14 protein-coding genes and 2 pseudogenes are annotated in these 19,172 nt (G+C 63.3%); 7 read left to right on the forward strand and 9 right to left on the reverse strand.

What is annotated here, in order from left to right:
* Positions 1 to 89: 89 nt before the first annotated feature.
* Positions 90 to 1,649: pseudogene (locus tag AB4Y43_RS12940) on the forward strand (phospholipase C); the annotation flags it as partial.
* A gap of 95 nt (positions 1,650 to 1,744) precedes the next feature.
* On the opposite strand, the gene AB4Y43_RS12945 reads toward AB4Y43_RS12940, so the two are convergent.
* Positions 1,745 to 3,115, reverse strand: a complete 1,371-nt coding sequence (locus tag AB4Y43_RS12945) for an MFS transporter (protein ID WP_069262271.1) — start codon at positions 3,113 to 3,115, stop codon at positions 1,745 to 1,747.
* Positions 3,116 to 3,380: 265 nt separating this feature from the next.
* On the opposite strand from AB4Y43_RS12945, the gene AB4Y43_RS12950 reads away from it, so the two are divergent.
* A complete protein-coding gene (locus AB4Y43_RS12950; protein WP_141710579.1) occupies positions 3,381 to 4,121 on the forward strand; it encodes a hypothetical protein in 741 nt (246 codons plus the stop codon).
* Positions 4,122 to 4,129: 8 nt separating this feature from the next.
* Here the strand turns inward: AB4Y43_RS12950 and AB4Y43_RS12955 are convergent, their stop codons facing one another.
* The 4 genes from AB4Y43_RS12955 to AB4Y43_RS12970 form a co-directional block, all read right to left on the reverse strand.
* Complete coding sequence (locus tag AB4Y43_RS12955; protein WP_368727949.1) at positions 4,130 to 5,890, reverse strand: peroxidase family protein; 1,761 nt, start codon at positions 5,888 to 5,890, stop codon at positions 4,130 to 4,132.
* Positions 5,891 to 6,158: 268 nt separating this feature from the next.
* Complete coding sequence (locus tag AB4Y43_RS12960; protein WP_368604653.1) at positions 6,159 to 7,940, reverse strand: ABC transporter transmembrane domain-containing protein; 1,782 nt, start codon at positions 7,938 to 7,940, stop codon at positions 6,159 to 6,161.
* A 68-nt stretch (positions 7,941 to 8,008) separates the two neighbouring features.
* Positions 8,009 to 8,311 (reverse strand): hypothetical protein, encoded by a 303-nt coding sequence (locus AB4Y43_RS12965; protein ID WP_368683721.1) that lies wholly within the window; start codon positions 8,309 to 8,311, stop codon positions 8,009 to 8,011.
* Positions 8,312 to 8,327: 16 nt separating this feature from the next.
* Positions 8,328 to 8,897: a sigma-70 family RNA polymerase sigma factor gene (locus tag AB4Y43_RS12970; RefSeq protein ID WP_342948367.1), complete on the reverse strand. Its 570-nt coding sequence runs from the start codon at positions 8,895 to 8,897 to the stop codon at positions 8,328 to 8,330.
* 176 nt (positions 8,898 to 9,073) lie between these two features.
* Here AB4Y43_RS12970 and AB4Y43_RS12975 point away from each other — a divergent pair, with 176 nt between their 5' ends.
* Positions 9,074 to 10,015 (forward strand): flagellar brake protein, encoded by a 942-nt coding sequence (locus AB4Y43_RS12975; protein ID WP_342948262.1) that lies wholly within the window; start codon positions 9,074 to 9,076, stop codon positions 10,013 to 10,015.
* A gap of 11 nt (positions 10,016 to 10,026) precedes the next feature.
* On the opposite strand, the gene AB4Y43_RS12980 is transcribed toward AB4Y43_RS12975, so the two are convergent.
* The 4 genes and pseudogenes from AB4Y43_RS12980 to AB4Y43_RS12995 form a co-directional block, all read right to left on the reverse strand.
* Positions 10,027 to 11,112: a hypothetical protein gene (locus AB4Y43_RS12980; protein WP_368727992.1), complete on the reverse strand. Its 1,086-nt coding sequence runs from the start codon at positions 11,110 to 11,112 to the stop codon at positions 10,027 to 10,029.
* The gene (locus AB4Y43_RS12985) at positions 11,040 to 11,561 is read right to left on the reverse strand and encodes a (2Fe-2S)-binding protein (protein ID WP_368683722.1); all 522 of its coding nucleotides are present in this window, start codon (positions 11,559 to 11,561) and stop codon (positions 11,040 to 11,042) included. The genes AB4Y43_RS12980 and AB4Y43_RS12985 overlap by 73 nt, the downstream gene beginning before the upstream one ends.
* Positions 11,558 to 14,287 carry a xanthine dehydrogenase family protein molybdopterin-binding subunit gene (locus AB4Y43_RS12990; RefSeq protein WP_368727950.1) on the reverse strand — a complete coding sequence of 910 codons (2,730 nt, stop codon included), beginning with the start codon at positions 14,285 to 14,287 and terminating at the stop codon, positions 11,558 to 11,560. Before AB4Y43_RS12990 ends, AB4Y43_RS12985 begins: the two co-directional genes overlap by 4 nt.
* 36 nt (positions 14,288 to 14,323) lie before the next feature.
* A pseudogene (locus AB4Y43_RS12995) lies at positions 14,324 to 15,451 on the reverse strand (formylglycine-generating enzyme family protein); the annotation flags it as partial.
* A 527-nt stretch (positions 15,452 to 15,978) separates the two neighbouring features.
* Between AB4Y43_RS12995 and AB4Y43_RS13000 the strand changes: the two are divergent.
* From AB4Y43_RS13000 to AB4Y43_RS13015, 4 genes are all read left to right on the forward strand, one after another.
* A complete protein-coding gene (locus AB4Y43_RS13000) occupies positions 15,979 to 16,404 on the forward strand; it encodes a DUF4399 domain-containing protein (protein ID WP_069262263.1) in 426 nt (141 codons plus the stop codon).
* A 51-nt stretch (positions 16,405 to 16,455) separates the two neighbouring features.
* On the forward strand, positions 16,456 to 16,881 hold the full coding sequence (locus AB4Y43_RS13005) for a DUF4399 domain-containing protein (protein WP_368604649.1): 426 nt from the start codon (positions 16,456 to 16,458) through the stop codon (positions 16,879 to 16,881).
* Between the two features lie 323 nt (positions 16,882 to 17,204).
* The gene (locus AB4Y43_RS13010) at positions 17,205 to 17,474 is read left to right on the forward strand and encodes a hypothetical protein (RefSeq protein ID WP_069262261.1); all 270 of its coding nucleotides are present in this window, start codon (positions 17,205 to 17,207) and stop codon (positions 17,472 to 17,474) included.
* Between the two features lie 123 nt (positions 17,475 to 17,597).
* The gene (locus tag AB4Y43_RS13015) at positions 17,598 to 19,070 is read left to right on the forward strand and encodes an efflux transporter outer membrane subunit (protein WP_368727993.1); all 1,473 of its coding nucleotides are present in this window, start codon (positions 17,598 to 17,600) and stop codon (positions 19,068 to 19,070) included.
* Positions 19,071 to 19,172: the final 102 nt, after the last annotated feature.

Genomic DNA, 19,172 nt, shown 5'->3' on the forward strand with positions numbered 1-19,172 from the left:
TTGGTTCGCTCACAGCCGCAGCATTCGCATCGACAATTGCGTGGAGTGCTGGTGACGATCACGACAAGAATCATCCGGAACACAATCACACCGCCACTCCGATCAAGCACCTGGTCGTGATTTATGGCGAGAACGTCTCGTTCGACCATTACTTCGCGACCTACCCGCATGCGACCAACCCGTCCGGCGAGCCTGCATTCAAGGCGCAACCGGGCACGCCCGAAGTAAACGGTCTGACGGGCACGCTGCTGACGAAGAATCCGAACTTCACGAATGCGGCCAATGGCACGGGCGCTGCCAATCCGTTCCGTCTGGATCGGACCCAGGCGGCCACGGCCGACCAGAACCACGCCTATACGGCCGAGCAGCAGGCGTACGACGACGGCCATGCCGACCTCTTCCCGTTGTACACGGGTAACGGCACGAGCGGCGGCGCCGGCGCGTTCGGCACGAAGGGCCAGGTGATGGGCTACTACGACGGCAACACCGTCACGGCGCTGTGGAACTACGCGCAGCACTTCGCGATGAGCGATAACGCCTATACGTCGACCTACGGTCCGTCGACGCCCGGTGCGCTCGAAGTGGTCTCGGGCCAGACCAACGGCATGAAGGTTGTGCTCACGACCAAGAAGCCTTCGACCGCCGGTTCGTACTATGTGAACGACGGGCAGAACGGTTTTACGATGATCAACGACGTCGATCCGGCCTACGACCTCTGCTCAAGCGCGACCGACCAGGCGCAGATGACCGGCAAGAATATCGGCGACCTGCTGAACGCGCGTAGCGTTTCGTGGGGCGGCTTCATGGGAGGCTTCAACCTCGCGACGACGAACAGCAACGGCACGACCGGCTGCAAGCGCAGCACGGTCTCGCCGGTGGTGGGCTCGGCTACCGCCGACTATATTCCGCACCACAACTGGTTCCAGTACTATGCTTCGACCTCGAACCCGCTGCATCTGCGTCCGAGCTCGCTCGCCGCGATCGGTCACACCGAGGGCAAGAACGGCAACCCCGACCCGGCGAATCACCAGTACGATACCGACGACTTCTTCGCTGCCGTGAAGGCGGGCAATTTCCCGTCGGTGAGCTTCCTGAAGGCTCCGGCCTACCAGGACGGCCACGCCGGTTATTCGGATCCGCTCGACGAGCAGGCTTTCGTCACGAAGGTCGTGAACTTCCTGCAGGATCAGCATGACTGGGAAGATACGGCCGTGATCGTGGCATGGGATGACTCGGACGGCTGGTACGACCATGCCTACGCGCAGCCCACCAGCGCTTCGTACGACAGCGTGGCCGACCAGCTGACGGCCGCCGGCATCTGCGGCACGGGTTCGGCGCCCGCCGGCCTGAACGGCAAGCCCGTGAACGGCCGCTGCGGTCCGGGCACGCGCATTCCGTTCGTCGTGATCTCGCCGTGGGCGCGCGAGAACTACGTCGACCATACGCTGATCGACCAGGCGTCCGTGGTGCGTTTCATCGAAGACAACTGGCTTGACGGTCAGCGCATCGGTGGCGGTTCGTTCGATGCGACGGCAGGCAGCATCATGGGCATGTTCGACTTCGACCGCCGCGGCCGCGGCCACGAAGATCGCAGGCTGTACCTCGATCCGACGACGGGCGTGGTGCTCGACAAGGCACCGAAGGTTTGACCGTTGAGGATCGCTGATCGTTGTTGATCGGTAGAAAGAAGCGCGCCCCTGCCAGATTCGTCGGGAAGGGGCGCGCTGTGTTTTTCAGCAGCCGATCATGCGGGGCGGGAAGCGTGCCCGTGATCGCCTGTTCCGCGCGCGTCGTCGTATTCGCGCGAAATATCCTTGTTCGTGTAATCGCCCATGCGCCAGGCGGCGAGCAGACTGATCACACCGCACACGGCGATATAGATCGCGATTGCATAACCCGTGCGGTAATACGCGAAGAGCGCCGTTGCGATCAGCGGCGCCGGGCCGCCCGCAATCACGGAAGCCAGCTGATAACCGAGCGAGGCGCCGCTGTACCGCAGCCGCCCCGTGAACGATTCGGCGATGAACGCCGCCTGCGGACCATAGAGCATGGCGTGCGGCACGAGCGAAAGCACCACGGCCGCGAAAATCAAAGCCGTGTTTTTCGTATCCAGCATGCCGAAGTAGATAAAGCCGAAGATGCCCGCGGCCAACGCGCCGATCATGTACATGCGCTTGCGTCCGATCAGGTCGGACACGTGCCCAAAGAACGGAATGGTCACGAACTGCAGCACGGCGGCAGCCAGAACCGCAGTGAGCATGAGGTCGCGCGAAACGTGCAGTGTCTTCACGCCATACGTGAAGACGAAGGCCGTGTAGATGTAGAACGGCGCCTGTTCGGCCATGCGCGCCAACGCCGAGAGGAGAATGTCCTTGGGTTGGCGGCGAATGACCTCCAGCATCGGCGTTTTCTCGATCTTGTTCTCGGCGAGGAGCTTCGCGAAGATCGGCGTTTCGAGAATGCTCAGCCGGATATAGAGGCCGATCGCGACGAGCACGATACTCAGCAGGAACGGCACCCGCCATCCCCACGTCATGAAGGCGTCTCCGGAGAACGCGCTGACGGCGAGCACCACGAGATTGGCGATGAAGAGTCCCGCCGGCACGCCGAATTGCGGCCAGGAAGCAACGAAGCCGCGGTGCGAATTGGTGCGCGCCCACTCCATCGACATCAGGACCGAGCCGCCCCATTCGCCGCCCACGCCCACGCCCTGGATGAAGCGCAGCACCGTGAGCAGAACGGCGCCCCAGATGCCGATCGAGGCATAGGTCGGAACGAAGGCCACTGCGAAGGTGGCGACTCCCATGAGCAGCAGCGTGACGATCAGCGTGGCTTTGCGGCCGACGCGATCGCCATAGTGGCCGAAAATGGCCGCGCCGACTGGCCGTGCGACGAAGCCCACGGCATAGATCAGAAAGGCCTGCAGGGTGCCGACTAGCGGGTCGGATTCAGGAAAGTACAGCTTCGCGAAGATAAGCCCGGTGACAATGCTGTAGAGGAAAAAGTCGTACCATTCGATCGTCGTGCCGATGGTGCTGGCAATTACGGCGCGGCGCAACTGGCGTTGGGCGTCTTCGTCCGAAAGGAGCGTGGCTCCCGGTTGATCGGCATTCATTTCGCACCCCCAAGGCAAGGGCGATATGGCCAATGCAAAACGCATGACCAGGGTCCCGGTGGTGCGCAAAAAACGTGCCCCGATCGGCCGGGATGTTGGCTTCGCCGGATCGGGTGGAAGTGATACGTCCCTCGCTATCGCTCCATCCTGATCGGCATGGGTTGAGACGTCGTGATACAGCTCGATGATATATCACGTTGTGATGCAGTGTGCGCTTTTGAACGAAATCGCCATGCGGCAGTGCATCACGGAAGACGGAGGCGCGATGACTCCACCGCTATCCTCGCAGGCCCTCAGCCCTTCTGAGTATATTGCGCGGCATCTGCAGAATTTCGCCTCGAACACGCCGGCTTCGGCGAGTGTCGATCAGCACGCGCAATTGACGGTATGGAATGAGCACGTATTCGTCGTCGCCGGCATTTTGTTCGTCGTGCTCGCGTGCATCGGCGCGCGCCGGGACAAGTGGGCGCTGTTTACGCTGAATCCCGGGGTGTCGTTCGGCCGGCGTCTTTATCTCTGGTGGTCCTGCGCCTGGCGTCAGTGGCTCGCGAGCGCGCTGCTCTTCGTGGTGGCCTTCTCCGTGTTGCGCTTATCGCTCGGAAAGATCGCGACGCCGCTCATGGCGTTCGCCGCGAACCGGGTGCCGCACGACCTCGCGCAATCTTCGCCGGCCATTTCGCTTGCGATTGCCGGCATGCCCTTCATCGTGCCCATGCTCGCATATTTGCTGCTCAGCCTGCCGCTCGTGGGGTACATGGTGCGGCGCGGACTGGCCGCGCACGCCATGCCCGCACCCAGGCGTTTCGGCTTCTGGCGCGCCACGCTGCTCGGCTTGATCACGTATGCGTGGACCTTGCCGGCCAGCCTCGCCATTACCAATGTAGGGGTCTCCTCTGCGCAGCCACTTGCAAACGCACTGCGCGCGATACTGCTCGTGGCATGGGGCATGTATATCGTGCTGCCGCGCCAGGTGCGCAGCGTCGCGCGCCTGGCCGCCCCTCGGTAGCGGGGACTTCAGGCCGCCAGGTCGACGACCGCCTTCAGCGGTATCAGCCGCCATTCGCCGGCGGTCGCGAAAGCGATGATCTGCGAGAACGTGGCGGGCGCGTTGCTGAAGATCTCGGCTTCGAGCGCGGGCGCGCTACCAATGCGATGGATGATCGAATCCGGGTCCTCGTCCAGCAGCCCGTAAAACACCTCGACGACGATGCGGCCCCCCACTGGGCCAAGGCGCGTCAATGCGCCGACGCCGAGCTTGCCGTCCTGCGTGCCGAGCATGTCGTCCTCACTGAACGTCTCGCCGACGGGCGCGAGTTCGAGCACCGGCCGTTGCGCTTCAGCGAGGATATAAAACCATAGCGGCGTATCGTCCTTGAACGTGTCGCCAAGCGCCGGGCTCTCGCCATCCGCATTCAGCGAGGCAATGCGATCGAAGCGGAAGGTCTTCGACGGATCGCTCGAAACCTGGGTGCGCACCACGAGTTCGTCGGGACCGAGCGGCGTCACGCCGAGCGCGCTCGCCACCGTTTCACCGCTTGGCAGGCCATAGACGTTGCCGCGCAACAGGTTGAGCATGGCCAGCGAACGAAAGCCCTTCGCCGATGCGAGATTGTTTGCCGCGTCGGGAATCGGCACATCGGACACGCTGTGCGGAAGTTTCGAAAGCGGATCGACGATCGATGGATCGAACTTGTACGCGTATTGCAGACGCTTGACGTCGTTCGAGGCATTGTCGGCAACGCCGGGGGCGGCCTTGTTCGCGCCATCGAGTCCGGGCCCGCCTTTCTCGCCCGGCAACGGATGCTCGCGCGGGAAGACGCGCTGCCAGTCGTCGATCACGTGTGTTTCGGGCAGCCGGTCGAAACCGACGAGGCTGTCCTTGTTGGCATTCGTGCCGTCGAATATCGGTGCACTGAAGTTGTCGTTCAGCACATAGCCGTTGCGCACGCCCGAGTGGCCATACCGGTACGCGGCCCCGGTGAATTCGCGCGGCAGGTTGCGTCTCGCCGGGCCCGGACCATAAAGCTTGTAGGCATGCGCGCGGTCCTGCTCGTGCGCGGTCACGAATGCATCGACGACGGACGAATCGACGATCCGACGCAGGAAGTCTTCGACCAGCACGCGCTGATACGCCCAGCGCACCTGTGCGCGCGCCGCTTCGAACAGATCGCTTCCGCGCAGCGTGACGTCGGCTTTCGCGAGCCGCGCGACCACGCGGTTATGAAAACGCAGGAACAGCATCTGGATCTGGCAGACGATCGAATTCTCGTCGTTGCGCTTGTCGCCGATAATCGCCCGAGCGTTATAGGCATTCCCGGTTCGCGGCAGATCGTCGTGACCTTCGATCAGCGAGGCGCCCTGATAAATCCCTTTGTGCGGGTGGTTTTCGTCCGCATACATGTAGGGCGCGTCGTCGGGTCCTGGGCCGTACACGTTGTCGAGGTCGAAGCGCGGCGTGCGCAGGTTCGTCGGCAGCTGTCCGGTCTTGCGCGCCCGGATCAAGGTTAGCTGCGACGTGGTATCGAGCGTCAGGTCGTGATCGATGAACTGGCCGAAATACGTGTAGCCGGCCGGTACATAAAGGTTCTCCTCCGGGTCGGGATCGTTCGATACGGTGTCCGCTGCTGACTGCATGCCTCGCGCGAGTACGGCGAGGTGCGCAGGGTCATAGTGATTGAAGCGCGGCGGGAAAATCGAAGTCAACTCTTCGTTCAGGCCGCTCATTCCCGCATGGGCTCCGACGAGGTTGCGCGGTGTACCTTGGGGATTCATCATCGTTCTCCTAAGTAATTCATCGCAGAAAAGACACTTCGCAAGCATGCTGGCGAAGGACCCCGTTCGACTTCAGGCTGAGTGGATTATTTTGAGGTGATGGCGGCGACGATCGCCGCAAACGGAGAGGGCGGATTGACAGGAAGCAGGATTAATTTTTCTGAAAGCTTTGAATGTGCGCTAACCCACGCTTGGGCGGCGCTTCGATTTGCGAACGTTCGACAACGCAGGCAGGCAATCGCGAATCGCGCCCAGGCGGCCCGGTTGATGGTTACGTGACGGTATTCGCGTGCTGCGCGCCGAACTGCAGCGCCGCGAGCTGCGCATAAAGCGGCGAACTCTGCAGCAGGTCCGCATGCCGGCCTTGCGCCACGATGCGGCCCTGCTCCATGACGATGATGCGGTCGGCCTGCTGCACGGTGGCGAGGCGATGCGCGATGACGAGCGTCGTGCGGTTTTGGGCAGCGTTGTCCAGCGCGGTTTGCACAAGGCGTTCGCTCGCGGCGTCGAGGGCGCTGGTGGCCTCGTCGAGCAGCAGAATGGGCGGGTTCTTGAGGATCGCGCGCGCAATGGCAATGCGCTGACGCTGACCGCCTGAAAGGCGCACGCCGCGCTCGCCGAGGAACGTGTCGTAGCCTTGCGGCAGTTCCTCGATAAAGCCGGCTGCCGCCGCCATGGAGGCGGCGCGCTGCACGGCTTCGAGCGTCGCGTCGGGCGAGCCGTAGCGAATGTTGTCGAGCACGCTGCCCGAGAAGATCACCGACTCCTGCAGCACGACGCCGATCGCCTGGCGCAGTGCCGCGAGCGACACCTGTTGCGTCGGCACACCGTTGATGCTGAGGCTGCCCGATTGCGGGTCGTAAAAGCGCAGCAGCAATTGAAAGAGCGTGGTCTTGCCCGCGCCCGACGGACCGACCAGCGCGACATGTTCGCCCGGGCGCACGTCGAGCGAGAAGGCGTCGAGCGCGGCAATGCCAGGGCGCGAAGGGTAGGAGAAGCCAACGTTGTCGAAGCGGATGCCCGCGCCATGAGCGGGCAGCGGCACGGTTGCCGCCGCCTGCGCCACCGGCGAGCGCGCGGCGAGCAGTTGCAGCAGCCGTTCGGTGGCGCCCGCGGCCCGTTGCAGATCGCCCCACACTTCGGCAACGGCGCCCACGGCGCCGGCCGTGAACACCGCGTAGAGAATGAACTGGGAGAGCTGGCCGGCGCTCATCTGCCCGGCCAGTACCGCCTGCGCACCGAGCCAGAGCACGAACACGACGGCGGCGAACACGAACACGATCACCACGGCCGTCAATCCGGCACGCGCCCGAATGCGTGTGAGCGCCGTTTCGAAGGCCGCTTCCACGGCGCCCCCAAAGCGCTTTGTCTCGAACGACTCCTGGGCATACGACTGCACCGTGGGCATGGCGTTGAGCACTTCGCCAGCCAGGGCGCTTGCGCTCGCCACCTTGTCCTGGCTCGCGCGCGAAAGCCGCCGCACGCGCCGCCCGAAGATGACGATAGGTGCGACCACAACGACCAGTGTCGCGATGATGTAGCCGGACAGCACCGGGCTCGTCGCGACGAGCATCGCCACGCCGCCGACCGTGAGGAGCACGTTGCGCAGGCCCAGCGAGAGGCTGGTGCCCACCACGGTCTGGATCAGGGTCGTGTCGGTGGTGAGGCGCGAGAGCACTTCGCCCGTTTGGGTGGTCTCGAAGAACTGCGGGCTCATGCGTATCACGTGGTCGTACACGGCGCGCCGCATGTCGGCCGTCACCCGCTCGCCGAGCCACGAGACCCAGTAGAAGCGCAGCGCCGTCGCCGCGGCGAGGATCAGCGAAACCACGAAGAGCGCGATGAAATAGCGGTCGATATGCGTGCGATCGCCGCTCGCGAAGCCACGGTCGATCAGGTACTTGAATGCCACCGGCAGCGCGAGCGTCGCGCCCGCCGAGGTCAGGAGCGCGAGGAAAGCAAGCGCCCAGCGTCCCGCATAGGGGCGCAGGAAGGGCAAAAGGGCGAAGAGGGGCGCGACGCGGGAAGGGCGGCGGGCGGCGACATCTGGCATGGAGCTTCCTGGCGGATCGACAATGAAGGGATTGTGCCAGCCCGAGGCGGGGCGAGGCTGGCACGGGTTTATTGCGCGGGCGGCGCGGCGCCATTGCGCAGTTGCTCGCGCTCCTCGGGCGTCATGTGCTGCCATTGTTGCCACTGGTGCCAGTGCATGCGTCGGCGGCAGCCGCCATGCCCGCGGAAACCGCCGAACAGGATCCGGCACAGCACCAGCAGTCCGATTGCGCGCGGATAGTCGATGGCATGCGCATTGGCGACGATCGCCGGTGCGATCCAGTTCCACAGGCCCATGACGATTGCGCCCAGCAGTGCGATGACCGCCACCATCAGCAGCGCCTTGGCGAATATTTTGCGGCGAAACTTCATTCCATTCTCCTTCGGTTCAAATCTCGAGGTCGTCCCATGACGCGCGCAAACGTTCGCGCAGATGCAGCACCGCATAACGTTTGCGCGCGAGCAGCGTATTCACGCCCACCCCGCTCGCGGCGGCCAGCTCCTTGAAACTGCGCCCGTCCAGTTCGTGCGCGATGAACACCTCACGCTGACTGGCGGGCAATTCGTCGAGCGCGGCGCGCAGTGCGTCGAGCATCGCTGCGCGTTCGTAAGCGGCCTCAGGGCCGGCGTCGGGCGAGGGCAGCGCGAGGTCGAGGCGATACTCGCTTTCGCCCTCTTGCGGCTCGACGAGCGGCACTTCCTTGCGTTTGCGAAACCGGTCGACGATGCGATTTCGCGCCACGCGAAAGAGCCACGCGCCAACCTGCTCGATGGGCTCAGGCAGCCGCCACGCCTGAACCAGTTCTTCGAACACGTCCTGAAGAATGTCGTCGGCTTCGTCCTGGTCGATCACGCGGCGGCGGATGAAATTGCGCAGCCTGGGGCGCTCGCGGGCGACGGTGTCGGCGATTTCGCGGTCCTGCGTACTCGGCGGGCTGGGGGTGGGCGGCGGTTCCATACCCGTGTAGACGATCCGGAAATAGAAATATTGTGGCGCGTAATCGCGGGTTTTATGTGGCATGGATATTTCGTTAAACAAGACCCGAGATAGCCGCATATTTATTGACATCTGTCACTATATTTCGGTCACAATGCAGCATCGAACAAAACCAACAAATTCACACGCTATCGGTCATGCACCTTCACGAGCCTGGCAGCGGTACTGCGTCTAAAACGCTGGAACTGCTCGCGGACCCCGGGCAGTTGCCCCTCGAAACGCCGCTGCCATTGGCGGTGTTTCACCATGATGGAACGATGCTGCTGCCGCAAGGCGGGATGCTGAACGGCGAGCAGCGCGACTTCCTCTTCGCGCACTTCCAGCCTTATCGCAACACGGCAGACGAGGCGAGTCTAGCGAGCACGCAAGACAGCCTGGCCGACCGTGGCGAGCGTGGCAAAGGGCCGTTGACGCTGGACGACATGAATCTCGCCATTGGCGCGCTGCTAGGCATACGCAGCCAGGCGGGCATGGGGCGCGAGATGCTGCCGTGCCGGCTGATCGGTTTCCGGCCCGGCGGCGCGATGTTCGTCACGCCGCCCGCCGCGGCCAAACCCGCGTGGGAGCCGTTTCAGGGCGAACAGGTCGAGATCGTTGCGATCGCAACACAAGCCGTGTTCTGGCTCGTCTGCACCGTCGAGGCGGTCTGCACGCATCCGTTCCGCTATCTCGTGCTCTCCGAACCGGGCACGATACGCCGGCTGCGCGAACGCCGGGCCGTGCGCGTGCGCACGCAACTCGCGGTGCGCTATGGCGTGGACCTGACGGGCTCGGAACTGGACCGGCTCGGCATTGGCTGCGATATCAGCGTGCTGGGGATGTCGCTCGCCGCCGGGCGCAAGATCGGCGAGGTCGGCGAGCGCATATGCGTGGTGTTTCCGATCGAAGCGGGGAACGTCGGGGCGACGTTCCAGGCCGTCGCCGTGATTCGCAATCTGCGCGCCGATAACCCGCAGGCAGGACTCACCCTGCACGGACTCGAATTCGACACGCTTTCTCCCGAGAGCCAGGTCGCGCTCAAGACGTTCGTGTTCGATCGGCAGGACGCCGTGTCTTACTGGGCCGGCATGCCGACCTGAACCGGGCGCGCTCAATGCAATGACCGGTTGTTCGAACTCGAAGGCATGGGTGTGAACGTGCAATTCGGGTCCTTGTGCGCCGCGTCTTTGCAGCAGTCCAGCAAGGCCTTGACCGACGCGAGATTTGCCTTGTCCCATTGTTCATTGCTCATGGCGTTGTCGGTCGGCATCCAGTGGTCCCATGGATAGCTGTTGGCGAGCCGGTCGTTGCCAGGCGCTTTCTGATTGCCCACAGAGAGCCCGAGAAAGGCGGTGCAGCTCTGCTCGCTGCCGATGCGGTGACAGCCAATGCAGGTGTTGCCCGGTGTGCTCATCGTCATGAGGTGAAACGACGAGAAAGCCTGCCCGATGCTCGAATACTTACCCCATGGGTCGGTGGGCACCTTGTCCCACACTTGCCCGATATACGGGCTGAAGATGAAGGGGCCTGCGTCGTGGCATTGGAGGCAGGTGGGCTTTTCGGAGGCGACCACTGCGGGTGTCGCCCAGAATTCGACTGCGGAGGTGTGTCCTGCAGGTGGCTTTCTCTCGTTCGGCGGCGGCACGCGGGTCGCCACGAATCCACCACTCGCGGACACGCTGGCTTGCGATGTGGGTTGTGGCTTCGCCTCGAACCAGCAGGTCCTGCCGCTGCCTGAGTGATGCATCACGACGACTACGCCGTCATAGTGCGGGTCGTTATCGGGGCGCAGCGCGTCGCGCCGGCAATACGCGGAAATTTGCGTGTTGCCGCGCGATAGATTCAGGATCTTCGAAAACGGAATGCATTGACCTTTTGCTTCCGAAGTTGGACTCAGCAATGAAGGCTTGTCGCATCGCGTCGGGGACTCGTTTGGCCCGGGCGGCTTTCCATCGATCGTAATGGGAATATCCGTTCCGTCATTGCAGTTGAACGGCGGGATTTCGCCAATTTCCTTCACGCATTGATCGGCGTATTCGAGCAAGGTCTGCTCATGCGTAAAAGCGGCAAGCGGCACGGCGAAGAGGAAGCACAGAGCGAACAGGCGGACGCGGACAGACATGGTCATCCTCCGCTTTTCATCTGCATTTGCGCAACTTTGCGAATCGCCTCGCGATACTTCACGTAGCCTGTGCATCGGCACAGGTTTCCGCCCACCCAGGTGTCGATTTCCGTTTCTAGCTGGTCTCCGCTGATGCGGTACGCCTTCACATGTTCGAGCATGGCGGTTGCGGCCATCAGAAAACCGGGCGTGCAGTAGCCGCACTGAAACGCAAAAGATTCGAGGAAAGTCTGCTGCAGCGGCGAAAGCCTGTCGCCGTCCGCGAGGCTCTCCACGGTAAAGATATATTGATTCGCGACAGCGCTTACTGGTGTGACGCACGCCAGAGTCTTCTCCATCAGCGTGTCCTGGCTGCTGCGCAGGCCCACGGTGCACGCACGGCACGCGCCAATGCCGCAGCACACCTTGGTCCCTGTCAGGTCCAGGCGTTCGTGAAGGAATTCGGCGAGGCTCATGTCGGTATCGGCGGCCGGTACCGTCACGGCGCGTCCGTTCACGTGAATCTTGACGTCGGCTTCGTTCACTGCAGGGCCTCGCGTATCTTGTCGGGCGTGACGGGGGTTTCCCTGAAGCGATGCCCGGTTGCCATGGCCAGCGCATTCAGCAGTGCCGGCGCAATGGGGCACATCACGGCCTCGCCGATGCCGCGCGCGCTGTGAAGGTCCCCTTCCGGCGGCGGCAGCGCGATCAGTTCCTGCCGCGGGACGTCGGTCATGCGCGTGATGAGGTAGCGGTCGAGGTTCCACGTGCCGTCGCCGGGGCCGTGATTGCCCAGCGGACACGCTTCGCTCAGCACATTGCTCATCGCCATGGCCACCGCGCCTTGCGACTGACCTTGCACGATTTCAGGACAGATCAGGCGGCCGGCGCTGAGTGTCGTGACGACCTCTTCGACCTTTACGTGGCCGCTTTCGGGGTTCACGGACACCGCGACGAGCGCTGCCGAAGGCGCATAGTTCGTGCGCCCGAAATTGAACGTATCGCGTGGCGGCAGCAACTTGCCGTGAGGCAAGCCCTCGAGATGGTGCGTATCGGGGCCAACGGCTATGAAGTCGCAGTCCATCTCGACGGCGCCCGAGGCGAACGTGTACCGGCTTCTCCAGAATCCGCCGGCATAGGTCACATGGGCGGCGGCCACGGTAGGCAACTGCTGGCGGTTGATCTCGTCGAGCAACGCGGGCCAGCTGATTGCCGGGTGACCGGCCGCGGTCAGCTTGCCATTTGTCCACGTGAGGTCATGCCGCTCGATGTGCGGGTTGTTCCATATTGCGCGTGCGGCAGGCAGCACGCTTTGCAGCATCAACACCATCGCGGCGCGATCTACGGCCTGAAAGTGATGGAACGCACCGAGGCAGGCGCTCGAAGAACCGAAGGGGGCCGAAATCGCTTTGCTTCCGGTGGCATCCAGGATGCCCAGCTTTGTGTAATCGAAACCCGGTATCTGAAACGCCTCGACTTCGTTCATGGTGATTTTCTGCGCGTTCTGCCCAAGGCACGCCGCAGGCGCCAGGGCCAACGTCGTCGCCGCGCCATTGCCCATGTCCGTGTAATGCGTGAGCACATGCAGGCCCGCGTTCGGCTGAATCTGCACCATCGCGAATACGGCGTCTTTGCCGGTACCGTAGGCCTGGTTCGACATGGCGAGCCCAACACCATACCGTAAGCCGAGCGCGTGGCGTTGCGCGCGCACGCTTTCCCTGTTGCGCCATAACTCGTGGGCCTCAAGCTGGTTCAGCAGCTCGGCGAGTTGCAGATGGAACAGAATGGGTGCGCCAGTGAGCGTTTTGCCGTGCTGCTTGCGGAGCAGGTTAGTGCGTCGGATGTCGAATGGACTTTTGTGCAGCGCCTGGGCGGCCTCGTCCATGAGCGTTTCGATGGCGAGGTAAGCCTGAGGACCGCCGAAGCCGCGCTGCGAGCCGCCGAACAACGCGGGCGTATAACTCACGGAGCTTTGCGCAATGGCGCGCGGAATGTCGTAGCAACTCATGGCGCTCATGGCAGCAAGGTCGCCAACGGGGCCTGTGAGATTTTCCTTGGCGCCGCCATTGAAGCTGAAGGAACTGACGAGCGCCTGGAGCTTGCCGCTCTCGTCGAGCCAGATGGACTCCGTGAAATCCGTCTCCGCGCGTTTCAATCCGACCTGGAATTGTTCATAGCGCGATTGCTGCCAGCGCAACGCCCCCTTCGCGAAGGGCGCGGCGAGCGCGAGATAAACGGGAAAATACGATTCGTCGCGGCCGCCGAATCCGCCGCCTGGGTAGCAACTGATCACGTGAACGTGCTTGACGTTGATATTGCTGTCCTTGAACAACTTACATGCGGATATGCAGTCGCCGCGCGGCGATTGTGTGCCGAGCACCAGGTTCAGACAACCGGAATCCGCCTGAAACCACGCGAGTCCCGACTCCGGTTCCATGAAGACGGGATCGATTGCGGGCGTTCTGAAGGCGCCATCGAACTGGTGCCAGGCCTTGCTGTCGACCCTGGCGCTGGCCAGATCGTAAATTTCTTTACTTGCGCTGTCGCGTGCCTTGGTGAACTTCTCAAAGGGGAGGCTGCTACGCTGGAGGTTCGAAAACGATCTCGCGTCGTCGCGCACATAAACCTTGGACGCGGACGGATACAAAGTGGTGATGGCGCTTTCCGGTACCGTTGCGCCGTAACGGATCACGGACTCGTTGAAATCGAGCAGTTTCTTTGCGCGGCGATACGTATCGAAGTCTTCGAAGATCAACAAGGCGACGGGCTGGCCGTAGCAATTGGCAGGTTTGCCCTTCTGCGCGAAAAGATAGATATCCTGGCTAGCGACCGGATCCTTTTCGGCCGCGAGATAGATGCGATTGTCATTCAACGTCTGGTTGGATACCACGGCGATCGGGCGAAGATTGCGCGGCAATACGCTCAGATCGAAGCCTTCGAAATTCTTGTCGACGCAATTGCATCTCAGCGCATATAGCCAGTTTTCTTCTTTCGGCCAGCCTTCGAAGTCGCGCGCCTTGTAATCACGCGCGTAGATCTTCGCACCCGTGACCTTGCTCACGCCCTCGATGCGCCAGCGCGCCTTGCCGGGCTCCGGCGCCCAGTCGGGTGTGCCGTTCGGCGGCGGTAGTGCGGAGTGGGCGCGCGTCGCGCCAGGTACGGTTGGGCTGGCGGCCGTGAACGCGGTGATGGAGCTGACCGACATCGTGACCGCGCCGCTCCCCATGGCCTTGAGGAATGTCCGGCGAGTGATCGGAACATCGCAAGCCATGTGCGTCTCCAGGCGAGACCCGCAGCGCGATCCGCATTATTTCATGTCGCGCGCTACGCGAAATCCATTGGCTTCGTAGCGAACGCTGCTGTCGTATTTGAAGCGCGTGGCGGCGAGCATATAGCCCGCGCCGTCACGCCACGATCCGCCGCGAATCACGCGCGTCTGGCAGTTGGGCTCGTCCCACGAGTGGCCATCGTTCGGCGCGTTCTTGTACGAGTTGTGCCAGCAGTCGCTGACCCATTCCCAAACGCCGCCGGCCATGTCGTAGAAGCCAAACGCATTGGCCGGGAACGACCCGACGTCGTCGGGCGCCTCGACGTGCCACGGCGGGCCACAGTCCTTGCAGTTCGCCGTGCCCTTGCGCATGTCGTTGCCCCACCAGTAGCGCGTTTCGGTGCCGGCGCGCGCGGCATATTCCCATTCCGCTTCCGTCGGCAGGCGGTAGGGCTTGCCGCTGATCTTCGAAAGCCATTTCACGTACTGCTGCGCGTCGTCCCAGCTCAGGTCGCGCACGGGGGCGTTCGGCGAGGCGTTGTTCTCGTTCGACAGGCGCGGGCAGGCGCTCGCGGCAACGCACGCGTTCCACTGCGCCACCGTCACCGCATACTTCGCGAGCGCGTAACTATGGCTGATCGTCACGTGGTGCGCGGGCCGCTCCGAGGCGTCGTCGGTGTCGATGCCCATGGTGAAGTTGCCGGGCGTCACCGCGACCAGCACCGGGCAAGATGGGCAGTCCTGAATGTCGTGGGGACCCGGCTTCGAAATGGCCGGATTGCCCTTGGCAGCAACTGCCGCCGCAGCTGCAGCCGTTGCCGCGTTCGTCGCGGCGCCCGGCGGTGCGGAGGCGGGCGCTGCCGTGGTCTGCGCGGGTGGGGGCGGCGGTGTCTTTGCCTGAGGCGCTGGCGCGGGTGCCGGGGTGGGAGCGGCGGCCGCGGGGGTGTTAGCCGGGTGCGGGGTGGAAGCAGCGGGCGTGGCGGAGGCTGCAGCGGGTTTCGATGCCTCCGCACGCAAACGCGTCAGGCGGGCCTGCGCGAGCGGCGCGAAGCGTCCGTTCGGATAGGCCTTCAGATACGCCTCATAGTCGCTCGCGTATTGACTGTCCTTGATCGAATTCCAGAACGTGATTTCGTATTCCTGGGAGGTGTCTTTCGGCATCAGGCCAACGCGCACGATCGCGACGCCATAGCGTTGCCGCGCTGCGCCGGCATCGGTGAGGCGCTCATGTCCGGCGTGGGCGCTTGCGTACCGGCCAGGACCTTGCGGCTCGAGACGCAGCTGCTCGCGTGCCGGAGCCGAACGGTCATGCGCTGCCGGCGCGGCCGAACGTAGCGTCGAAGTCAGGCCTAGCGAGATCAAGAGGCACACAGGCAACACTAGCCGCCACATGTTCGTTCTCCCTATCAGGTGCCAACCCGGGTGCATACCCAGGCGTCATCGCCTTTCAATGCCGACGGTGCGCTACCCCGCTGCAGTCGCCAGCCGCGCTCGCATGAAACGCGGGCCGCCGCCGGCACAGGCACTGCCTGCGCACAACTACAAAATAGCACGCACGCCGCGCGATGCAGTAACTCGGTGGCACCCGCACGCGCCGCGCCGATTTATCTCCGTCCGCTTGAATCCGTCCTAAGCTGTAGAACACGCACCGAACTCCAAAGCGGCGCGCCGTCTGCCGAACAAGGAGCACGAAGATGCAACGAAGAGCAACCCTGTTGGCCCTGGCAGCGGCCGTTCTGATGCCGCGCCTCGCGTTTGCCGAGCGCACCCCGTCGCCGCCCGGCGCGGAGGTCTACATCATCTGGCCGCCCGACGGCGCGACGATTCCCACCGGCAAGTTCTGGGTTCGCATGGGCCTGCGCAACATGGGCGTTTGCCCCAAGGGGATCAACAAGGCGAACACGGGCCATCATCACTTGCTCATCGACACGGACCTGCCGCCGCTCGATCAGCCGATCCCGTCGGATCGCAATCATTTGCATTTCGGCGCGGGCGAAACGGAAGCCCGGGTCGAGCTTGCGCCGGGCAAGCACACGCTGCAGTTGCTGATGGGCGACTACAATCACGTGCCGCACGATCCTCCGGTCTACTCGAAGAAGATCACGGTCACGGTCAAGTAGCGAAGGACATCCGGCTTTAGCCGCAGCGCAAAAGAAGCGGGAGTGCACGCCATGAAGAGGTTCCTCGTTTTTGCTGCCAGCCTCGTGCTGCTCGCGGGCGGTGCGGCGCAAGCAGGCACGACGCCGGTCGACCCGAACGCGCACGTTTATATCGGCTGGCCCAACGACGGCCAGGTCATGCCGGCCGGGCGGCCATTTCGCGTCTGGTTCGGCCTGCGCAACATGGGCGTGGCGCCCGCGGAAGTCGAGTTTCCCAATACGGGCCACCACCACCTGCTCGTCGATACGGACTTGCCGCCGATGGATCAGCCCATTCCATCCGATCGCAATCACCTTCACTTCGGCGCTGGCCAGACCGAAACGATGCTGCAGTTGCCGCCGGGCAAACATACGCTGCAGCTGCTGATGGGCGACGCCCACCACGTGCCGCACAACCCGCCGGTGTACTCGAAGAAGATCACCATTTACGTTAAGTGATCCATACGAATCGATCGCGAATGTTGCGGGATGATTCGAACGTTTGCGACGCTTTCACTTTCCCCCAGCAAACAGTGTTCGTAGCGCGCCAACATAAGCCGATCGACGCGTTGGCGCGCGCCCGTCACCACGCACGACGCGCACGCGCCACGCGCCGCGTGTGAGACTCCGGGAATTCCAGAACAGTCCTTATGCGACGGGCGATGCGCGCCGTGCGCACGCGCACTCGTGCATCTGGCACGCCTCATGCCTTGTTGGACCCGAGCCCGCAACCATGCAGCTCACAATCCCAACAGTGTTGCATCCATTCCTGGAGAACTGCCATGAGCAAGCTGATGATCGCCGACCTGAGCGTCGCGCAAGAACTCGACCGCCGTGAAATGAGCGCCGTGCGCGGCGGCCTGGGCCTGTGGCCCGTCTGCTACCCGACGATGCCGAGCGTGAAGGTCGACTCCACCAACTTCTCCGCATCGCAGTTGATCGGCCAGACGAACACCATCCTGTCCAACACGGGCAACGACGTGGCGTTCGTGAACAACCTCCACGCTTCGACCAACCCCGTGCAAACGGCTCACAACACGATCAACTTCTGATCGTGCTGCCAGCCGTGGAGGCTTACCCGCCTCCACGGCGCCGCCCTCCACCGCATCCGCTGCACACCGCTTCTTCGTCGCGTCCTTCGCCGCCTTTCCCTTAAGGAGTCGATCGTGAACACACTGCTCTCGCCGTCCGCCGCGCACGTATGTCGCGGCGCGTCGCGCTGGCTGACCCGCGTCGTCGGAGCGGCCGGGTTGTGTGCCGTGGCGCTGTGCGGCTGCACGGATCTGGGCACGCCTGCGTATCGGCGCCCGGACATGCCTGAGAAGGACGCCTGGGCGCATACGAGCCGCACGTTTTCCGCGGCCGATACGGTCAATCCGCAGTGGTGGACAGAGTTCGACGATCCCTACCTGAATACACTCATCGAAAAGGCGATTGCGGGCAATATCGATATCCGGGTGCTGGCGGCGCGCATTGGCGTAGCCGGCGCGCAGATCGGGGAAGTGCAGGCCGGTGCACTTCCCACGGTCGACGCGGGCGCGGGTATCGACTATGAGAAGAGCACGGGGCTAGCGCTCTCGAAGACCTATAACGTCGCCACTCAGGTCAACTGGGACATCGATATCTGGGGCAAAGTCGAAAAAAGCGTGCAGGCTCAAAAGGCCGAGTATCACGCTAGCGAAGCGGATTGGCGCGCAGGCTATTTGACGCTCGTTACGAAAGTGGCGAGCACTTATTTCCAGATCCTCCAGTTCGACGATCAGATCCGCGACGAGGAAGACACGCTCAGGCGGAACAAGCAGATTCTCACCATCTACCAGCAGATGTACGCAAACGGTGTCGCGCCCAAGACCGAGGTGCTGCGCCAGAGCGCGGAAGTCAATGGCGTCACGAACGAACTGCTCGAACTGCACCGCGAGCGCGATACCGCCGAAAACGCGCTTTCCACGCTGGTCGGCGTGCCCGCCGGCGAGTTCAAGATGCCGTCGGGCCAGTTGCGCGAGCGCGTGAAGTTGCCGGATGTGCCCATGGGCCTGCCCGCGCAGCTGCTGGGGCGCCGTCCCGATGTGGTGGCCGCGCAGTACCGCATTCTCGAATCATATGACGAAGTCGGTTCCGCGCGGCTCGCGCAATTGCCGACTCTCAGTCTTACGGGCCGCGCCGGTACGGCCGCGTTCTCGCTCTCCGATCTATTCAAGGTGTTCACGCTGAGCTTCATGCCGAGCATCGACTTCCCGATGTTCGACCCCAGCGTGCATGCCCACATCAAGACGACCGAGGCCCAGAGCAAGGTCGCCGAAGAGCAGTATCGCCAGGTGGTGTTCACGGCGTTCGAAGAAGTCGAGAACGCGCTCGTGAACCTCGACGCGCATAAGAAGCAGCGCATCGAACTGCTGCAGCAGAACGAGCGGCTGCGCACCGTCGCGGCGCAGGTCGAGGCGCAGTTGAAGGAGGGGCTGGTGTCGCAGCTCGAAGTATTGGAGTCCGAACGTTCGCTCGCAAACGCAGAACAGTCGCTTTTGTCCAACCATGAACTGATCCTGAGCGACACCGTCACCCTCTACAAGGCAATCGGCGGCGGCTGGCCCGACGTCGATGTCGCCAGCGTGGCCTCGAATTCCGCTGTGTCGGCAGCGCCCGTCAAGTGAGCGCGCTGGTCGCAGCGGGCCGCGTCAGTTGTTTGACTCCAGCCAACAGTCGCCTACACTTTTCTCACACCCCGATCGCCATGTGCAAGGCGCGCGGCTCCA

The organism is Paraburkholderia sp. BR10872, assembly GCF_040965835.1.
GTDB classification, from domain to species: Bacteria; Pseudomonadota; Gammaproteobacteria; order Burkholderiales; family Burkholderiaceae; genus Paraburkholderia; species Paraburkholderia nodosa_A.

Coding starts and splice junctions, on each gene's coding strand:
- AB4Y43_RS12950 (WP_141710579.1), top strand. CDS start 3,381: ATGACTCCACCGCTATCCTCGCAGGCCCTCAGCCCTTCTGAGTATATT.
- AB4Y43_RS12955 (WP_368727949.1), bottom strand. CDS start 5,890: ATGATGAATCCCCAAGGTACACCGCGCAACCTCGTCGGAGCCCATGCG.
- AB4Y43_RS12970 (WP_342948367.1), bottom strand. CDS start 8,897: ATGGAACCGCCGCCCACCCCCAGCCCGCCGAGTACGCAGGACCGCGAA.
- AB4Y43_RS13000 (WP_069262263.1), top strand. CDS start 15,979: ATGCAACGAAGAGCAACCCTGTTGGCCCTGGCAGCGGCCGTTCTGATG.
- AB4Y43_RS13005 (WP_368604649.1), top strand. CDS start 16,456: ATGAAGAGGTTCCTCGTTTTTGCTGCCAGCCTCGTGCTGCTCGCGGGC.
- AB4Y43_RS13010 (WP_069262261.1), top strand. CDS start 17,205: ATGAGCAAGCTGATGATCGCCGACCTGAGCGTCGCGCAAGAACTCGAC.
- AB4Y43_RS12980 (WP_368727992.1), bottom strand. CDS start 11,112: ATGCACAGGCTACGTGAAGTATCGCGAGGCGATTCGCAAAGTTGCGCA.
- AB4Y43_RS12960 (WP_368604653.1), bottom strand. CDS start 7,940: ATGCCAGATGTCGCCGCCCGCCGCCCTTCCCGCGTCGCGCCCCTCTTC.
- AB4Y43_RS12965 (WP_368683721.1), bottom strand. CDS start 8,311: ATGAAGTTTCGCCGCAAAATATTCGCCAAGGCGCTGCTGATGGTGGCG.
- AB4Y43_RS12990 (WP_368727950.1), bottom strand. CDS start 14,287: ATGGCTTGCGATGTTCCGATCACTCGCCGGACATTCCTCAAGGCCATG.
- AB4Y43_RS12945 (WP_069262271.1), bottom strand. CDS start 3,115: ATGAATGCCGATCAACCGGGAGCCACGCTCCTTTCGGACGAAGACGCC.
- AB4Y43_RS12975 (WP_342948262.1), top strand. CDS start 9,074: ATGCACCTTCACGAGCCTGGCAGCGGTACTGCGTCTAAAACGCTGGAA.